16 protein-coding genes are annotated in these 17,616 nt (G+C 37.4%); 11 read left to right on the forward strand and 5 right to left on the reverse strand.

The window, feature by feature from the left end:
* Positions 1–138: 138 nt before the first annotated feature.
* From BMW64_RS07130 to BMW64_RS07140, 3 genes are all read left to right on the forward strand, one after another.
* Positions 139–2,595: a DUF5686 family protein gene (locus BMW64_RS07130; protein WP_089999347.1), complete on the forward strand. Its 2,457-nt coding sequence runs from the start codon at positions 139–141 to the stop codon at positions 2,593–2,595.
* A gap of 250 nt (positions 2,596–2,845) precedes the next feature.
* The gene (locus BMW64_RS07135) at positions 2,846–5,020 is read left to right on the forward strand and encodes a hypothetical protein (RefSeq protein ID WP_228400870.1); all 2,175 of its coding nucleotides are present in this window, start codon (positions 2,846–2,848) and stop codon (positions 5,018–5,020) included.
* A gap of 247 nt (positions 5,021–5,267) precedes the next feature.
* The gene (locus tag BMW64_RS07140; RefSeq protein WP_089999349.1) at positions 5,268–5,504 is read left to right on the forward strand and encodes a hypothetical protein; all 237 of its coding nucleotides are present in this window, start codon (positions 5,268–5,270) and stop codon (positions 5,502–5,504) included.
* 127 nt (positions 5,505–5,631) lie between these two features.
* Here BMW64_RS07140 and folP read toward each other — a convergent pair whose 3' ends face one another.
* Positions 5,632–6,405 (reverse strand): dihydropteroate synthase, encoded by a 774-nt coding sequence (gene folP / locus BMW64_RS07145; RefSeq protein ID WP_228400896.1) that lies wholly within the window; start codon positions 6,403–6,405, stop codon positions 5,632–5,634.
* A gap of 306 nt (positions 6,406–6,711) precedes the next feature.
* Between folP and BMW64_RS07150 the strand changes: the two genes are divergently transcribed.
* The 5 genes from BMW64_RS07150 (at position 6,712) to BMW64_RS20430 (ending at position 9,894) form a co-directional block, all read left to right on the forward strand.
* The gene (locus BMW64_RS07150; protein WP_089999351.1) at positions 6,712–7,275 is read left to right on the forward strand and encodes a DUF1599 domain-containing protein; all 564 of its coding nucleotides are present in this window, start codon (positions 6,712–6,714) and stop codon (positions 7,273–7,275) included.
* 4 nt (positions 7,276–7,279) lie between these two features.
* Complete coding sequence (locus BMW64_RS07155) at positions 7,280–8,389, forward strand: BT_3928 family protein (RefSeq protein WP_089999696.1); 1,110 nt, start codon at positions 7,280–7,282, stop codon at positions 8,387–8,389.
* A 46-nt stretch (positions 8,390–8,435) separates the two neighbouring features.
* Positions 8,436–8,786, forward strand: a complete 351-nt coding sequence (locus BMW64_RS07160) for a tellurite resistance TerB family protein (RefSeq protein ID WP_089999352.1) — start codon at positions 8,436–8,438, stop codon at positions 8,784–8,786.
* Between the two features lie 61 nt (positions 8,787–8,847).
* Positions 8,848–9,606 carry a triose-phosphate isomerase gene (tpiA, locus tag BMW64_RS07165; protein ID WP_089999353.1) on the forward strand — a complete coding sequence of 253 codons (759 nt, stop codon included), beginning with the start codon at positions 8,848–8,850 and terminating at the stop codon, positions 9,604–9,606.
* A 6-nt stretch (positions 9,607–9,612) separates the two neighbouring features.
* Complete coding sequence (locus BMW64_RS20430) at positions 9,613–9,894, forward strand: hypothetical protein (protein WP_143052656.1); 282 nt, start codon at positions 9,613–9,615, stop codon at positions 9,892–9,894.
* A 61-nt stretch (positions 9,895–9,955) separates the two neighbouring features.
* Here the strand turns inward: BMW64_RS20430 and BMW64_RS07170 are convergent, their stop codons facing one another.
* The 4 genes from BMW64_RS07170 to dnaG all read right to left on the reverse strand — a co-directional run bounded on the left by BMW64_RS07170 (position 9,956) and on the right by dnaG (position 15,444).
* Positions 9,956–11,224: an esterase-like activity of phytase family protein gene (locus BMW64_RS07170; RefSeq protein ID WP_089999354.1), complete on the reverse strand. Its 1,269-nt coding sequence runs from the start codon at positions 11,222–11,224 to the stop codon at positions 9,956–9,958.
* A gap of 129 nt (positions 11,225–11,353) precedes the next feature.
* Positions 11,354–11,902: a type 1 glutamine amidotransferase domain-containing protein gene (locus BMW64_RS07175; RefSeq protein ID WP_089999355.1), complete on the reverse strand. Its 549-nt coding sequence runs from the start codon at positions 11,900–11,902 to the stop codon at positions 11,354–11,356.
* A gap of 763 nt (positions 11,903–12,665) precedes the next feature.
* The gene (gene clpP, locus BMW64_RS07180; RefSeq protein WP_089999356.1) at positions 12,666–13,352 is read right to left on the reverse strand and encodes an ATP-dependent Clp endopeptidase proteolytic subunit ClpP; all 687 of its coding nucleotides are present in this window, start codon (positions 13,350–13,352) and stop codon (positions 12,666–12,668) included.
* A 112-nt stretch (positions 13,353–13,464) separates the two neighbouring features.
* Positions 13,465–15,444, reverse strand: coding sequence for a DNA primase (gene dnaG / locus BMW64_RS07185; RefSeq protein ID WP_089999357.1), 1,980 nt, complete (start codon positions 15,442–15,444; stop codon positions 13,465–13,467).
* A 124-nt stretch (positions 15,445–15,568) separates the two neighbouring features.
* Between dnaG and tsaE the strand changes: the two genes are divergently transcribed.
* From tsaE to BMW64_RS07200, 3 genes are all read left to right on the forward strand, one after another.
* Entirely contained in the window at positions 15,569–15,976 is a 408-nt protein-coding gene (gene tsaE / locus BMW64_RS07190; RefSeq protein ID WP_089999358.1) for a tRNA (adenosine(37)-N6)-threonylcarbamoyltransferase complex ATPase subunit type 1 TsaE, read from the forward strand.
* 69 nt (positions 15,977–16,045) lie between these two features.
* Positions 16,046–17,239 (forward strand): alanine dehydrogenase, encoded by a 1,194-nt coding sequence (locus tag BMW64_RS07195; RefSeq protein WP_089999359.1) that lies wholly within the window; start codon positions 16,046–16,048, stop codon positions 17,237–17,239.
* Positions 17,239–17,610, forward strand: coding sequence for a hypothetical protein (locus tag BMW64_RS07200; RefSeq protein ID WP_089999360.1), 372 nt, complete (start codon positions 17,239–17,241; stop codon positions 17,608–17,610). Before BMW64_RS07195 ends, BMW64_RS07200 begins: the two co-directional genes overlap by 1 nt.
* Positions 17,611–17,616: the final 6 nt, after the last annotated feature.

The following is a 17,616-nucleotide window of genomic DNA, read 5'->3' on the forward strand; positions in this document are numbered from 1 at the left end:
TTCAAATAATTTTGTATCGAAATGAAGGAGGTCGTAAATTGGACACAGCTGATTTAATTTTTAACAAAAGATTATATTTTCTTCAGTCGTTTTGTAACTTTCTTATCAATAGTTTTGTCTAACTATTAAAAAAGACTAATGACAAAATTTTTATCGCCGCTGTTTTTATTCTTTACAGCACTGGTTTTCGGACAGACTCAGTTGAAGGTTTTCAATAAAGCCGACAAGCAACCGATCTATAATGCAGCCGTATATTGTGATGATGCACTGTTGGGAAAAACGGATCTCAATGGAGCGTTGTCCTTTAAAACGAAATGTAAAAAAGTTGAAATCCTGGCCAGCAATTTTGAAGATGTGACGGCCGATGTAAAGAAAAATATGGAGGTTGCCATGCAGCCTTTGTCTGAAAAGAGAGGAAATATTGACCGTGTAGTGATCAATGACAAAAGTGATCCGAGAGCACTGAAAATTCTTGATGAGCTTAATAAAAGGGCCAAAGAAAATTCTCCTAAATCCTTAGATTCCTATAATTTCAAGTCGTATTCTAAATTTTCCATCGACCTCGACAAGGATTCCATCGATATTTATAAAAACTTTTTAACCGTAAGAAAAGACTCTCTTTCAAAGGTTGACCATAAGGATTTTAAACAAAAAGAAAGCGAGAAAAAAGATTCCCTGATTGCAGAAGATTTTGTGGAAGCTTCATCGGAGGGGCAGATGTTCCTTTGGGAAAAAGCTGCTGAATACAAATATTCCAAAAAATTTGGTGAAAAAACCAATATCATTGATAACCGAATGTCAGGTTTTAAAAATCCAATCTATGAAGCGCTAGCGATTAACATTTCGAATCTTGACAGAACTCCGAGACAGCTGAGACCGGAAAACAGAAAGCTGTTTAACTATTACCTTACTGACACGATACAGCTTGACGGAAGAAAAACATACGTCATCAAGTTTAAAGAGATCACCGACAAAAAGAAGCAGAACCCACGGAAATTCAACGGGAAAATCTATGTAGACGCCGACAGCTATGCCCTGAAAAAATTTGAAAGCATCAGCAAAAAAATCAACGAAGGAAATATCGTCTCTGTATGGAAGCCGATCAATAATAAATGGTTCCTGGATTACGAAGATATCAAACTCAAAATGGGTGATACCAGCTTTGACACTTCAAAGAAAGACAGTGTAAAAGCAGGTGAAAAAACGAAATACAACAAAAAGAAATTCGGAAATTACCTGTACGTCAAAAACAGATTCTTTGATTTTGAAATCGACCAACCGCAGAAAGCTTCCGATTTTAAGGGCTATTCCCTTGAAATGAAAAACTCCGACGGAAGTCTGCTGCAGCAATACAGAACTGATAGTTTGACCACCAGGGAAAGTAATACTTATACCAAGATCGACAGCTTTGTGCAAAAACATGATTTTGAGAAAAAACTCAATACTTTGACACAGCTTTTAAGAGGAAATCTCCGCTATAAAATGATCGATTTTGACCTGACCAAATTCATCAGCTATGATAAATACCAGGGATTCCGCCTGGGAGCAGGGATAAAGCTCAATGAAAAATTCAGCAAAACATTTTCTCCTGACGGATATTTTAGATACGGGTTTAAAGATCACCGCTGGAAATACGGGCTTGGTCTGGATGTAAAACTTTCTGATAAAAGGACCTCCGTCTTCCGGGTTGAATATGTAGATGATGTATTTGCTGCCGGAAGATTCAGCAACCAGATGTGGGATATGATGATGAAAATATCTGATTTAAATCTTGACCTCCATAATTCGACATTCTACAGAAATCAGAGATATGGAGCTTCTTTCCTGTATGATATTTCCAACTCATTAAGCATGAAAATTGCGGTGAACAAAGAGAAACAGAATGCTCTTTTTGATTACCAGTATAAAAATATGGGAAACAGTTTTGACAATACAAACGCTGTTTTATCTTTGAAATTTGCCCCAAATGACAAGAATATTATGACCCCTTCTGGGAAATACACGTATGAAAAAGGCTACCCGCAAGTATTTTTAAATTATGAAAAAGGCTTTAAAACCTTAGGCGGAGATTTGGATTACAACAGACTTGACGCATTGATTATCCATCAGTTCAGATCAAAACTGGGATATACCAACATCAAACTTTTCGGTGGAATTTCTTCGGGAACGGCTCCTATCTGGAAAAACTTTGAAATCGCAGGACAGAATGATGCGAATATCGATCACTGGTATTCCAATATAAGCACCCCTTCCAATTTCGGATTTGCTACCATGCCTTCGGGGACTTTCTTTGCGGATAAATTTGCCGGGTTTAAAATTTCACAAAGCCTTCCTTTCCGATTTAAAACGTTGGGTAAAAGATATTCAGATATCGAATTGGAATATCAGTCGGCCATCGGTGATTTTAAAAATGCAGGAGATCATCAGTTCCAATTCCGTCCGCTGGATCACTATTACCAGGAAGCCGGTGTGATGTGGAACAGATTTTTAGGAACCGGATTCGGTGTAGGCTTTTCCTACAGACTCGGCTATTATCAGACCTCAGAGTTTAAGGAAAATATGGGAATTAAGATCAAGTTTAATCTTTTAAACTAAATCGCACAACATTAAAAATTTAATATTAAGTCTGTTTAAACTTTTGCAGTTAATCCTGAAATTAGTTTAAACAAGTTTATTTAAAAAAAATGAAATACCAGATCCCGGAAATCCCGGGATTTTTTGTGATTGATAACTCTTATGAAATAGGCAGTGAATATCAATGGATAAAAACTTTTACAGGAGAATAAATATTATTAATTTTGACCTGTTTTCTATGAAAGGGGTTGTATTGATTATATGTTTCTGTATGGGTATTTTTGGTTTTTCACAATCAAAAGTTACTTCTATTGAAGCTGTTGTCATCGAGGATAAAAGTGATCCCAGAGCACTTGAAATTCTGAAAAAGGTCAATCAAAAGTTCAGTGAAAATTCTCCGAAAACACTAGATTCTTATTCCTATAAATCGTACGAAAAAATCTCCCTGGATATTGATGAAGACAGCATTTCGCAATATAGACAGTTCTTCGAAAATGCCGATTTATTCAGAAAAAAAAGAGAGAAAGATTCCCTGAACAATGTATCTGCCAGAAAGATATTTTCAAAAAGTAAATTATTCTTATGGGAAAGGGCTCAGGAATTTTTATATTCAAAAAAATATGGTGAAAAAATCAACATTCTCGACAACAGAATTTCCGGGCTGAAGCAGCCGATCTATGAACTGATCGCGCTTCAGCAAAGTAACCGCGACCAGCTTCCCGCCCAACTGAAACGGGAAAACAGAGGATTGTACAGGTTCTTTTTGACCGATACTATTGAAATAGACGGAAGGAAGAATTTTGTGATCCGTTTCAGGGAAGTCAACTACAAAAATCCGGATAAAAAGAGAAAATATAACGGTGCGATTTATATTGACACTGAAACGTACGGTATCAAGAAAATCGAAAATTTCAGCAAAAATAAAAACGACGGTATCATTACCAGCACCTGGATTTATTTCAATAATAAATGGTTCCTCGCCCATGAAACCGTAAAGCTCAAGATGAGTAATATGGTGATGGAAGAAGATAACAAAGAAGATCCTGACGAAAAACGTGAGAAAAATAAGAAACAGAGTTTTGGAACTTATGCCTTTCTGACTTCACGGTATTTTGACTATCAGTCGCCTGCAGAAAATGAGAAAAATAAATTTAAAGGGTATACTTTTTCCGTAAAAAATATTGACGGAAGAACATTGGATCAATATAGAACAGATCCTTTAACAGATAGAGAAAGGAACACTTATAAAACCATCGATAGTCTTGGAAAAATATACAATATTGACCGGAAAGCAAGAGTGCTGGGAGGATTGTTATTAAACGGACAAATAAAAGTAGGCGTTGTGGATTTTGCCGTGGATGAAATTGTTAATTATAATTTATATGAAGGCTTCAGGGTTGGTTTGAAAGCTAAACTGAATGAAAGCTTCAATCCGTATTTTTCTCCTGATTACACTTTTGCCTATGGTTTTAAAGATGACAAATGGAAATACAGGATCGGACTCGACATTAAAACGACCTTGGAAAAAGATTCCTATTTCAGGATTGATTATTATGATGATGTGACTGCTTCCGGAGAATTTTACAGAAGACTCTGGAATTTTAAGATGAGAATGGCAAACTATGGGAATAATTTGAACAACGACCGTTATTATCGTTACAGAGGTGGCTCTGTTTCGTATTTAAATGACGTGACTAACGGATTGACGTTGGTATTTGCAGCCAGAAAAAATCTTGAAGAAGCGATGTTTGATTATTCTTTCCGTGGAAGAGGCTCTTCTTTTGGCAATTTCAATACCTTATTTACTTTAAAATACTCTCCGAATTCCACCAACATCATGACGCCTCAGGGAAAATCCCTGATCGATCAGAAATATCCTGAATTATATTTCAATTATGAACAGAGCTATAAACTAATTGGTGGGGATTTTAATTATACGAGATTTGATGCGCTCATTGTCCATAATTTTAAAACCATGCTGGGAACCACCGGCTTCCGTCTTTATGGAGGAATGGTCTTTGGAGACGCCCCAATCTGGAAAAACTTTACCATGAACGGACTGGCCTCCCCGAGAAGGGATTTTAATTTTAACCTGACTTCATTTCTCGGATTTGCCACGCTGAAAGGCGGAAAATACTATAATGACCGGTTTGTGGCGTATTATTTTACGCATAAACTGCCATTGTATTTTAAAAGCTTTGGACAAAATATCTCAAGTTTTGATTTTGTGCTGAGAGGAACTATCGGAAATATGGCGCATCCGGAATATCATCAGTTTAGGTTCAGACCGCTGGATCATCTTTATCAGGAAGTTGGCCTTGAATGGAACAATTTCCTTTCCACTTATTTTAATCTCGGCCTGTTTTACAGGGTAGGTTATTATACCACCCGGAATTTTAAGCAGAACTTTGCGGTCCAGTTTAAATTAAAACTTTTGGAATTTTAGGAGCATATTTAAATTTTACTAAATAAATTTTTTATAGTTTTTCCTTAATTTTCTAAATTAAATAAACTTTGTTTATTCTTAATTCAACATTAAGAATTTCAGTGAGTTAAACTTTATTTTGATTAAGGAATCAATACATTGATTTTAATAAGTTTTTTAAGCTAAAAGACCTTAATTCCTTAATGTTAAGATATAAATTATAATTTTAAACAGATTTTAATATTTTAATCAAAACAATACAATCTACATGCAAAAAATCGAAATAAAAGCAGAGCAATTTTTCGAATTATTAAAATTAAAAGACACTTCGATGTGGGAAATTTTCGCCCAGATGATTGATGGGAATGAAAAGGAAATCATTTTCCTTGATAACGAAGATAAGATACTTTTCAACTATATTCTCCCGAATAACCCGGAAAAGCTGGAAGAAGACCGTAAAGAATTTTCGAAGCAGTTTGCGGACAAGCTTGCGAATCTTAATTGAGGGGAGAGTTTGAGGGTTTTAGTGTGATAGAATTTAGCTTATGCAAAAAGAGTCAGAGAGTTTTGGTATCTATAATATTTTTTTTAAAATAATAGATTAACGCTTCTACACTAAAACACTCCCACTCTCAAACCCTCTTACTCATAAACAGATCAACTGTTTTCTTTGCCTCTGCAACATCATGAACGCGTAGAATTTTTGCGCCTTGCTGTAGGACTTTCAAATGAAGTTTCTGGGTTTCTTCATTGATGTCGAGAGCAGATTTTCCTAATGGTTTATATATAAACGATTTCCTTGAAATTCCGATCAATAAAGGAAATTTACCAAATCCAAAATATTTTACTTCATCTATCATCTTCATCTGATCTTCTACCGTTTTACCAAAACCGAAACCAGGATCTAGAATAATATCTTTAACGCCTTTATTTAATAATTCATTGGTTTTTTCAGAAAAATATTGGTTAATTGAAAGAACAATATCAGCGAATTTTATTTTATCGTGCATGGTTTCGTACGAAGGATTTACATGCATCAGAATATAAGGAAGCTTTGTTTCAGCAGCGGTATCAAACATTTTATCATCATAATGCCCTCCGGAAATATCGTTAATGATATCAATTCCTTCATTAAAGCCAAATCTTACCGTTTCAGCGTAGAAAGTATCCAGGGAAATCAATACTTCAGGAAACTCTCTTTTAATTAAAGAGATCATGCTTCCGATTCTATTGATTTCCTCTTCGGCACTCAGAAATTCAGCATGCGGACGTGTCGATTGCGGACCAATATCTATAATTTCCGCTCCTTCCGTCAACATTTTATGGGTTTGTTCTAATGCTGATTTCTCAGTATTGAATTTTCCACCGTCAGAAAATGAATCTGGTGTGAGGTTGAGAATTCCCATGATCTTCGGCACCGAGAGATCCACCAGCCTTCCATTGCAGTTGATTGAATTAAAAGTTTGGAAGTTTAAAGTGTCCGAAAGTGAAGAAACCTGCAAGCCGGATAAATGATGATGAGACATGACAATATAAGCTGAAATTTATGGTACAAAAATAAAACAAAAAGATTCTTCTTGCTTAAAAATTCTATAATTCAAAACATCTACTTCTCAAACACATATACTCTCCTACCTTATACTCTCAAACTCTCCGGTTCCAAAACCCTTCAACACACAAAAATTCGTATATTTGAAAGATTAAGAGAATTTATGTCAGAAACATCAGTACAGTTTGAGAAAATTATCAGTCAGTGCCGTGAGCTTTTCAGCAAAAAACTACAGGATTACGGACCGGCATGGAGGGTTTTACGACCTAGCTCTATTACCGATCAGATTTATATTAAAATCAACAGAATCCGTACCCTGCAGATGACCGATAAAAAAATGGTGGATGAAAGTGAGGAGGGTGAATTTGTCGCCATTATCAATTATTCGATCATTGGGCTTATCCAGCTTGAAAAGGGCTTTTCAAATGATTTTAATGAGAATAACGAAGAGATCCTCAAACTTTATGATCAATATGCTACCGAAGCCAGACAATTGATGGAACGAAAAAACCATGATTACGGTGAGGCCTGGAGAGACATGAGAATTTCGTCGATCACAGATCTGATTTATCAAAAAGTATTGAGAACAAAACAAATAGAAGACAACCAGGGAGTAACGGTTGTTTCTGAAGGCCTGGATGCCAATTATTTTGATATGCTGAATTATTCCGTTTTCTGTCTCATCAAATTCTCTGAACAGGAAAACAAAGTTGAATCCAAAAACTAATTATATGATCAAAGGTTTATTACGTTTTATTGTTGCGGTTATTTTTATCCTTTCGGGATTTGTAAAAGCAGTGGATCTGGTCGGATTTTCCTTTAAAATGGAAGAATACTTCTCTCCTGCGGTATTCAATATGCCTTTTTTTGAAAAATTTGCCCTGTTGTTTTCGGTAATCGTTGTAATTCTGGAACTTTTGCTCGGATTTATGCTTTTGCTAAAACTTAAGCTTAAATTTACCCTTTCAGCATTGATTGCACTTTGTGTTTTCTTTGGATTTCTGACTTTCTATTCTGCGTATTTCAATGTGGTGACGGATTGCGGATGCTTTGGGGATGCGATTAAGTTTACTCCGTGGCAAAGCTTTATTAAAGATATTGTACTTCTGTTCGCTTTAATTGTTCTCTTCATTCTTTACAGAAAAGATTTTAAGAAAAAAAATGAATACAGCTACGGTGAAAAAAAAGAATCCAACAACGTAAGATATATCCTTTTGGCGGTATTTTCTGTCGTAATGATTGGTATTGGAACTTACGGAATTTTATATGAACCGGTTATTGACTTCCGTGATTATAAAATAGGAACCGACTTAAAAGCTGAGAAAGAAAAAATCAATAAAAATCCATCCGAATATAAAACGTTCTATTCTCTTAAAAATCAGAAGACAGGAGAAATACTGAAAGTAAACCAGGATGATTATATTAAAGAAACAAAATATTGGGCTGAAGGATCACCATGGAAAATTGAAGAAGGGAAAAATGAATCCGTTTTGGTAAAAGAAGGGTATAAATCTGAGATCGTAAAATTCAAAATTGAAGATCCTACCGGAATGGATATGACTGAAGAAGTGATCAATGCGCCGAAAGCCATCCTTGTATTCTCTTATCATCCGAAAGAAGTTTCCCCGGAATTGCTGAAACAGGTGGAAGCCAAAGTAAAATCACAAAAAGCCAATGTTGTGTATGGCGTTTCCACGGATCCGAATACTTTTAAAACTATTAAAAACATGATGATGGATGGCACTGCCATTAAAACCATTGCAAGAAGCAATCCATTTGTTCTTGTTTTGCAAAACGGCAAAATCATAGATAAACAGCCGGCAAAAGAATACATTAAATAATTCTTTGTCTAAATCTAAACACTAAACTTTAATTATATATTTACTCATGCAGAAATCAAATAAACCGATCGCCGGATACCATTTATTAATGATATTATCGTCGATAGACGGAGAATTTGCCCCGGAAGAAGGAATGCTGGTTCAGCAATATCTGGCAGATGAATTTCCTTTCAAAATGGATCTTGATAATGAGCTTGAAACCATCGCTTTGCTGAAGCCCGAAGAATGGAAAGGACACTTTGAGTTTCATGCTAACTGCTTTTATGATGACTCTACGGAAGAGGAGCGTCAGAGCTTTATCCAATTCGCTAAAACTTTAATCAAAGCTGACAATAAGGTAACCGACGAAGAGCATTCTTACTATACTCTTTTAAAAAAAATCTGGAATATTAATTAATTGAGAACAGAATTAGCTTTCTCTAATTCTAACCTCAACTTCTAAAAATAAATAAGAAACTATGAGAAGAAAAATAGTTGCAGGAAACTGGAAAATGAACAAAAACGTAATTGACGCGCAACAGTTGATGGTTCAGTTACTAAGCTATAAAAATAACAATACAACCAACTGTGAAGTGTGGATCGCACCGCCATCTTTGTATTTAATGATGGCTAAAGACATCTTTGAAAAAGACGAAATCGGGGTCTTTGCGCAGGATATGAGCGAGCATGAAAGCGGAGCTTATACAGGCGAAATTTCTGCCGATATGCTGGAGTCTATCGATGCTGCAGGTTCCCTGATCGGACATTCTGAAAGAAGACAATACCATGGTGAAACAGATTCTCACTGCAATAAAAAAGTAAAACTGGCTTTAGATAAAGGTTTAATTCCTGTTTACTGTAATGGTGAAACATTGGAGCAGAGAAAGGCAGGACAGCATTTTGAAGTGGTAAAAAACCAGACGGAGGTTGCCCTTTTCACGCTTTCTGCAGAAGAAATCAAAAAAGTAGTAATCGCTTACGAGCCGGTTTGGGCTATCGGAACAGGTGAAACGGCAACTCCTGAGCAGGCACAGGAAATCCATGCCCACATCAGAAGCATTATTGCTGCAAAGTACGGACGAGAAGTTGCAGATGAGGTTTCTATTCTTTACGGAGGTTCTGTAAAGCCTGATAATGCTAAAGAAATTTTCTCACAGCCCGATATCGACGGAGGATTAATCGGCGGAGCTGCTTTAAAACTGGAGGATTTCTCTAAAATTATTGAGGCTTTTAATTAAAAGTAAGTGAAAAAGTTCGTTCTTTTATTTTTCGGAATTCTTCTATTTGATATTGTATATATTTTTGTGTATGACCAGCTTTTAATCAGCATACAACCGGAATTCCTACAATACCCTTTTGTCTTTATAAAGTACTTTGTGAGTGCTCCGGCGATATTCTATAACAGACTTTTGCCGTTTTATGCTCCGATTCCAATGTATCTGTCGTTGCTGATATTTACAGGAAATGTTTTACTACAAACACTTTTGATCTATACTATTTTCTTTAGAAGGAAAAGAAAGGATTAGAGAATATAAAAAAACAAACGGGGCGGCATCTTCGATGCCGCCCCGTTTTTACAAAATCTAATTACTGAATATCGACTATATACATGGTTCCTTTATCCTGTTTTCCTGTTTTAGGAAGAATTTTTGTTTTCGGATTCCCATTTCCATCATCGGCAACCCCGAAATCATCATCATTGAAAACGGCAAGCTTGTTATTTCCAAGGTAAACAATCCCTTCAAATTTATCGTGTTCATATCCTATTTTGGCGACAAGATCTACGGCTAATGTTTTGGTGACAGGCTGATAACCTGCCGTTGTAATTTCATCCCAGGTACATTCTTCAAGGGCCTTTCCGTTGATTTTCATTCCGTCCACAGCAGCCGCGTCAGTTCCTGATACATCGGAAGCGTTGGCGATATTGATCCTGTAAACCTTCTTCGATCCTCCTGCAGAGCCGAAGTTTCCGTCTCTTTCAATAACCAGAAATTCGGTATTGCTGATCGGAGTGATCTCACATACAGAGTCTGAAGCGCCGCCATCCTGTCTGTATAAAAATTGTTTAGTTTTACCTGTGGCAAGGTCAAAGGTTACGATTCTCGTGAGCGTTTTGTTGGTAGCCAGAGCTTTAGTCGGAACATACATCGTAGACTGCATCGTGCCTACCAGCATTTTTCCGTCGGGTGTCATGCACATTCCCTCCATTCCACGATTGGGACGTCTTTTCGCAAAAACGGCTGGCAGCTTTCTTGTCCCTGTATTTACCCCGATCGGGCTGATTCTCTCCAACTCTACCCCTTCTGCACTGTAGTGAACGATATGAGGACCATATTCATCGGAAACCCAAAAAGTTCCATCCGCAGCAGCTACAATACTTTCACTATCGAGTCCATAGTTATCCGTTCCCAGTATACTTCCGTCCGCAGCATAAGCTGTTTCTCCTGTACTACCCATTCCTGCAGGATTCGGAAGGCCGGTGATAGGTTGGCCGGAAGGATTTTTAAGCTTGATATATTTAATCACTTCAATATTTCCGTCTGCATTGATTTTGAAATGCATAATCGTTGGAGTAAAGTTGGGAACCAAAATTTTGATCCCATTAGAATAAGCTACATTCGGGCCACGGTCGGTGATCACATAGAATTCACCTTTTCGCGTAGGATGTGCCGTTGCACCCGAACCAAAACCTCCGTTGATCACATTCACTCCATTCATCGATGCCAATGTGGTGAAAGGAAATTCCTGAGGCAGCTTTGAATAATTAATATCCTGATCATTACTATTTACATCCTCACTGTCGTTGCAGGCTGTAAGAACAGCGATGGCAAACAGGGGTAACAAGAATTTTTTCATGCGTACTTTTTATTGGATGCGAAATTAGCTGTTCATTGTAAACTGATCTTAAATGAAATGATAATTGTATTTTAAATATAATAGGCCCGGACAATGATCCGGGCCTTAATAAGCTTAATGAGATTTGACTTATATAGTCTGTTCTTCATGTTTACCTTCTTTGATTTCCTCCACCATTTTAGCGTTGAATGCAGGAAGATCTTTCGGCGTGCGGCTTGTAACAAGTCCGTTATCCACGACTACTTCGCTGTCTTCCCACTGGGCTCCAGCATTTTTAAGATCTTTACTGATGGAATTAACCGAAGTCATATTTCTACCTTCTACGACCTCAGCATTGATCAGGATCTGCGGACCATGACAAATGGCTGCTACTGGTTTCTGCTGCTCAAAGAAATCTCTTACGAAAGACAAAGCACTTTCATTTGTTCTCAACTGATCCGGGTTGATCACACCTCCTGGCAAAACCAGTGCATCATAATCAGAAGCATTGGCTTCGTCTAATGTTTTATCAACCGGATATTCCTGTCCCCAATCTTTTTCTGCCCAAGCTTTTATGGATCCTGATTCCGGGCTGATGATGTGTGCCGTCCAGCCCTGCTGCTCCAAATGTTCTTTTGGAGATTTCAATTCGCTTTCTTCAAAACCGTGTGTTGCTAAAATTGCAATTTTCTTTGACATAATTTTTATGATTTAAGTGTTATGTCCTATTAAGTGTAAAAATGATGCCGTTATAGATGCTTCAAGTGATAAAAATTGTTAAAATATACCGCTCTAAGCTGAAGGCGCTAACGAAGCTAAGGTGATGCCACTTAGGCAGCTAAGTGGGTAACGCTTAGGAGGCTAAGTGGCATCACCTTAGGTAGCATGTTAAAAAATAGTAAAATTATAATAGGGTAATAGGCATTAGAATATAAATAGCATCGGACTTTAGCCCTACACTTCAAATAAGAATCGGCATATAGTCTTTAGCCGAAACTTACAGGAGATTTTAATTTAAGCCTGGGGTTATTGATTCACTAAACGAGCTAAAGCTCATTTCTTATTAATATTACAAAACTTTGTCTACCTGGACTTAGATTTGTAATAAGGACGACCACCCTAGCCCGGATTGCAGCGATCGTTTGAGCTCATTTTATTTATTTCGGCGCGGCAGCTTCGCTGCCGCGCCGAAATAAATAAAATAGCGAGTGCGGAAAGCCGGAAATTGCTCCTTAAAAAAATATATAAAATACAATTCGACGAAGTCAAAAAGCTTCAAATACAAATAAATACTGCTTTTCGATGTAATCAAATTGCTCCTTAAAAAATATATAAAATACAATTCGACGAAGTCAAAAAGCTTCAAATACAAATAAATATTGCTTTTTGATGTAATCAAATTATTCCTGATAAAATAAAACCGCACCAAAACTGATGCGGTTTAATTCTCTAAGAAAATAATTTATTTCTTGTCTTTTGATCTCTGTAAAACTTCGTCTACCATTCCGAAACCTTTGGCTTCTTCGGAGGTCATCCAGTAATCTCTGTCTGATGCTTTTTCTACCCACTCGTACGTTTGTCCTGAATGTTCGGAGATGATTTCGTACAATTCTTTTTTAAGCTTTAACATCTCTCTCAGGTTGATCTCCATATCGGAAGCTACCCCTTGCGCCCCTCCTGACGGCTGGTGAATCATCACTCTTGAATGTTTCAACGCAGAACGTTTTCCTTTTTCACCGGCAACAAGCAAAACAGCACCCATTGATGCGGCAATACCTGTACAGATAGTCGCTACATCCGGCTTAATGATTTGCATTGTATCATAAATCCCTAATCCTGCGTACACGCTTCCACCAGGTGAATTGATATAGATCTGAATATCTTTTGAAGGGTCTGCGCTTTCTAAGAACAGAAGCTGAGCCGTTACAATATTGGCCACCTGATCATCGATGCCTGTTCCTAAAAAAATGATTCTGTCCATCATCAGACGGGAGAATACGTCCATCTGTGCAACGTTCAATCTTCTTTCTTCCATGATGTATGGTGTAAGATTCGTAGGACCATACATTCCCATATACTGATCGGTAGCCAGACCGCTGTTTCCTAAATGCTTTACAGAGAAATCTCTGAATTCTTTTTTAATGTCCATATTTCTATTATGTATTATTAAATTTTACGAAGTTTAAATTACAACTTTTATTCCTAAAATATTATAGGACTTTTTGTCACAGACTTTCTTTAAAACAGAAAATAATCAAACATTATCTGTCAGAATAAATCCCCGTAATTGCTGAATAGTTCAGAATTTTGGATAATTCTACCGATACCAGGGTAAGCATCTGGATCTTTTTGATTAATTCAAAATATTTGGCTTCATCAGAATCTGCATAGTCTGCAAGCTCTTTTTTAGTTTGGAGGATCAGGTAATTGACGTATCGGAATTTATGGATCAGGATATCTCCTGCCACCTGCTCAGGGATTTTGTCACCGTAATTTGGGGAAAAGATATTCCGGGTGGACCAGTCATTCAGTTCGCTGTAAATATTCATAGAATTAACGGCCGCTTTGCTGAGCTCTTCATCCATCAATCCGAAAAAGAAATTTCCTTTTCTCAGCTCTTCTTTTTCGACACCTTCTTTGATGTAGTCTACAATTCTTTTGTTGAGCTCGACCTGAAATTCGTAACCATCTTCTTCAAAATGATGAAGAATTTCCTCAATGACGGTAATTTCATATTTTTGTTCGTCAGGTGTTGTTCGCTGCAAGACCACATCGCCATAATTCAGCATATGATTGATGAGATCATTCTCCAGTTTTGTGACGTTAAAGATGATAGGATCAACATAATCTTTCGGCTCATCAACGATCTGAAGTTTTGTAGGTTGTTGTGCTTCCGCTTTGGGCTGGGTCTTTTGGGTCTGATTCTGGGTAATTTGCTTCTGAACGTCCAGCTCATTGAAAAGACTCTGTTCTGATAATCCGAACTTATTCGAAACTTCTTTAAGGTAGACTTCCCTTTTTAAAGCATTCTGAACGAAAGATACCGATTTAACGATATCCCGGATCGCCTCAGCCTTTTTGATAGGATCATTTTCGACCTCTTTCAGGAGAATTTCTGCCTTAAAGTCGATGAAATCCATAGCCTGGTTTTCAATGAACTTTTCGACATACTCCTGCGGATGTTTTCTGGCAAATGAATCGGGATCATCACCATCGGGGAATAGTAAAACCCGGATATTCATTCCTTCCGTCAGCAACATATCAATACTTCTGAAGCTCGCTTTTATCCCTGCATTATCACCGTCAAAAAGAATGGTGACATTTTCCGTAAGCCTTTTGATCAGCTTGATCTGCTCCGTAGTAAGCGATGTTCCAGAACTTGCGACAACATTTTCGATGCCCGACATATGGAGGGAGATCACATCCATATATCCTTCCACCAAAAGACAGACATTTTTTCTTGAAATTGCCTGCTTACTTTGGTTCAATCCATACAGAACGTTGGATTTGTGATAAATCTCTGTTTCCGGAGAATTGAGATATTTTGCCGTTTTGACATTATTCTTTAGAATCCTTGCTCCGAAACCTAATACTCTTCCTGAAAAACTGTGAATCGGGAAAATTACCCTTTCCCGAAAACGGTCGACCCCGGAAGGTGTATTTTCCGGAAAGATGGAAAGGCCGGATCTTTCAAGAATTTCTTTATTGTAGCCTTTCTCCAGCGCATAAGCCGTAAACGCATTTTTCTGTTCAGGAGAATATCCCAGCTGGAATTTTTTGATGATATCATCCTTCAGCTCTCTTTCTTTGAAATAGGAAAGGCCGATGGATCTGCCTTCATCCGAATCCCAGAGAATTTCCTGGAAATAATTGTTGGCCACTTCATGGATCTTGTACAACAAATCCCTTTCGGTGTGTGCCTGTTTGGCCTCTTCAGAAAACTCCCGCTGATCTTCCTCAATCTCAATTCCGTATTTTTTTGCGGCATGGCGAAGCGCTTCGGGATAAGTGAAGTTTTCAATTTCCATCAAAAAGGAAATCGCAGTTCCTCCCTTTCCTGTCGAGAAATCTTTCCAGATCTGCTTACTGGCAGAAACCACAAAGCTCGGTGTTTTCTCATCATGAAACGGACTGAGCCCTTTGTAGTTAGACCCTGCCCTTTTCAGCTGCACATATTCTCCCACAATCTCTTCTACACGGATCGTTGAGAATATTTTATCGATGGTCTGCTTGGAAATCATGATGTAAAAATAGGTATTTTAAGAATAAATCCTGCATCTGGAATGACAAGTATTATCAAGAATATTGCTAAAATTGTGATTACTAAATCACTTACATTATCTATTTTTGCATTAAAATCAAGGCATGCAGTTTACCATAAAAAGTATCGACGACTGGCAGGGTATTGTTGACAGAATAGTTCCCGAATTGAAACATAACATCCTCCTTTTAAAAGGAAATCTGGGAGCAGGTAAAACAACTTTTACCCAGTTTCTTATGAAAAAGCTTAATAGCACGGATGAGGTGAATTCTCCCACGTATTCTATTGTAAATGAATACAGCACACCACAGGGAAAGGTTTTTCATTTTGATCTGTATCGTTTAAAAAATATCGATGAAGTATATGACATCGGTATCGAAGAATATCTTGATAACGCTTTTTTATGTATTATTGAGTGGCCTGAGGTGTATGAAGAAGAGCTTCATGGGCTTAAATTTCACGAAATGAGCATTATCAATACCGGTGAGCATAGAGAAATCTCATTCGACTAAATATTATGTATCTTTGTTTCTGAAATTTGAATGTAAATAACAGTCTGTAAGAATTTAATTATTTAAAGGATGAGTACTACAAATATTTTTACTCCTTTTACCGAAGAGGAACTGATGCCAAAAGAAGAAAAGCTTGAGGTTATCAAAAAAGGAAAACAGTTCAGCATAGGAATTCCGAAAGAAACCTCTCTGAACGAAAGAAGAGCTTGTATCACGCCGGATGCTGTACAGGTTCTGGTAGAAAGTGGTCATGAAATCATTATAGAGGCCGGGGCAGGTCTTGGTTCTTTTTTTACAGACCTTCAGTACTCTGAGTCGGGAGCAAAGATTACCAACGATCCGAAAGAAGCATTTTCGCAGGACCTCATTCTGAAGGTTAATCCGCCAACAGAAGAGGAAATCGAATATATGCGTCCCAATACATATCTTGTATCTGCTCTACAGATCAATCTCCGGGATAAAAATTATTTCCTCAAACTGGCAGAAAAAAAAGTAAATGCCATCGCTTTTGAATTTATTGTTGATGAATATAAACAATTAGCTTTAGTAAGGCTTGTGGGCGAAATTGCCGGAACAGTTTCCATTCTTTATGCCTCGGAATTATTAGCTTTATCCAACGGCCTTATGCTGGGAGGAATCACAGGAGTAAGACCCGCAGAAGTTGTAATTCTCGGAGCCGGAATCGTAGGAGAATTCGCCACTAAAGCAGCTATTGGCCTTGGAGCGAGTGTAAGGGTTTTCGATAATTCACTCTCCAAACTGAGGAGACTTCATACGCTGGTAGACAGCAGGGTTCCAACTTCCATTATTGATCCTAAAGAGCTTAGGAAAGCATTACGAAGAGCCGATGTCGTAATCGGAGCATTACCAAGACTCAATATGACCCCGATCGTGACCGAAGATATGGTCATGAAAATGAAGAAAGGCAGTGTTATCATCGATATTACCATTGACAACGGAAAGGTAATTGAAACGTCTGAGCTTACCACGATGGAAGATCCTTACATCATCAAGCACGGCGTGATCCATTGTGGACTTCCGAATTTAACTTCAAGAATGCCAAGAACGACAACCAAAGCCATCTCAAACTTCTTTCTTTCTTATATTTTACATTACGATGAGGAAGGCGGCTTTGAAAATATGCTGGTTCGCAAAAACGAAATGAAACAGAGTCTTTATATGTACAAAGGACGACACACTAAGAAAATCATCTGCGACCGTTTCGGGCTTACTTACCATGATATCAATCTTTTAATCTTCTAATGAAAAAACTCAAATTCTATATGATAGGTCTTATTCCCGGACTTATTATCGTATTTTTTATCTTAAACAAAAAAGGCGCTAGCTGCAGCGGATATCTTCCCAACAGCCGTGTCATCGCAGAAACATTATCGAAAGATTTCACGTATTCCGACCAGTTCAAAGCAGAAATGTCTGCATTGAATGTCAATGAAAAATTTCTAAAAGACAGTATTATCACCAAAGGAAAAATTGATTTTGACAAAAGTCACGCTCAGAAAAAACCTTGTCCGGATTATCTTTTAACCTATCCTGAAGAAAATCCTGCTTACGAAATTACATTTGAAAAATGTGAGGAAAAAGCAACAATGCTCTCTCTGAAAAAGCTGAAATAATACATT

The organism is Chryseobacterium taichungense (genome assembly GCF_900109935.1).
GTDB lineage: Bacteria > Bacteroidota > Bacteroidia > Flavobacteriales > Weeksellaceae > Chryseobacterium > Chryseobacterium taichungense.

What these genes read in the sequence shown, in the direction of transcription:
- BMW64_RS07150 (WP_089999351.1), top strand. Translation starts at nt 6,712, where the DNA reads ATGTCAGAAACATCAGTACAGTTTGAGAAAATTATCAGTCAGTGCCGT.
- clpP (WP_089999356.1), bottom strand. Translation starts at nt 13,352, where the DNA reads ATGGACATTAAAAAAGAATTCAGAGATTTCTCTGTAAAGCATTTAGGA.
- dnaG (WP_089999357.1), bottom strand. Translation starts at nt 15,444, where the DNA reads ATGATTTCCAAGCAGACCATCGATAAAATATTCTCAACGATCCGTGTA.
- folP (WP_228400896.1), bottom strand. Translation starts at nt 6,405, where the DNA reads ATGGGAATTCTCAACCTCACACCAGATTCATTTTCTGACGGTGGAAAA.
- BMW64_RS07140 (WP_089999349.1), top strand. Translation starts at nt 5,268, where the DNA reads ATGCAAAAAATCGAAATAAAAGCAGAGCAATTTTTCGAATTATTAAAA.
- BMW64_RS07155 (WP_089999696.1), top strand. Translation starts at nt 7,280, where the DNA reads ATGATCAAAGGTTTATTACGTTTTATTGTTGCGGTTATTTTTATCCTT.
- BMW64_RS07170 (WP_089999354.1), bottom strand. Translation starts at nt 11,224, where the DNA reads ATGAAAAAATTCTTGTTACCCCTGTTTGCCATCGCTGTTCTTACAGCC.
- BMW64_RS07200 (WP_089999360.1), top strand. Translation starts at nt 17,239, where the DNA reads ATGAAAAAACTCAAATTCTATATGATAGGTCTTATTCCCGGACTTATT.
- BMW64_RS07195 (WP_089999359.1), top strand. Translation starts at nt 16,046, where the DNA reads ATGAGTACTACAAATATTTTTACTCCTTTTACCGAAGAGGAACTGATG.
- BMW64_RS07130 (WP_089999347.1), top strand. Translation starts at nt 139, where the DNA reads ATGACAAAATTTTTATCGCCGCTGTTTTTATTCTTTACAGCACTGGTT.
- BMW64_RS07175 (WP_089999355.1), bottom strand. Translation starts at nt 11,902, where the DNA reads ATGTCAAAGAAAATTGCAATTTTAGCAACACACGGTTTTGAAGAAAGC.
- BMW64_RS07135 (WP_228400870.1), top strand. Translation starts at nt 2,846, where the DNA reads ATGGGTATTTTTGGTTTTTCACAATCAAAAGTTACTTCTATTGAAGCT.
- BMW64_RS07160 (WP_089999352.1), top strand. Translation starts at nt 8,436, where the DNA reads ATGCAGAAATCAAATAAACCGATCGCCGGATACCATTTATTAATGATA.
- tpiA (WP_089999353.1), top strand. Translation starts at nt 8,848, where the DNA reads ATGAGAAGAAAAATAGTTGCAGGAAACTGGAAAATGAACAAAAACGTA.
- tsaE (WP_089999358.1), top strand. Translation starts at nt 15,569, where the DNA reads ATGCAGTTTACCATAAAAAGTATCGACGACTGGCAGGGTATTGTTGAC.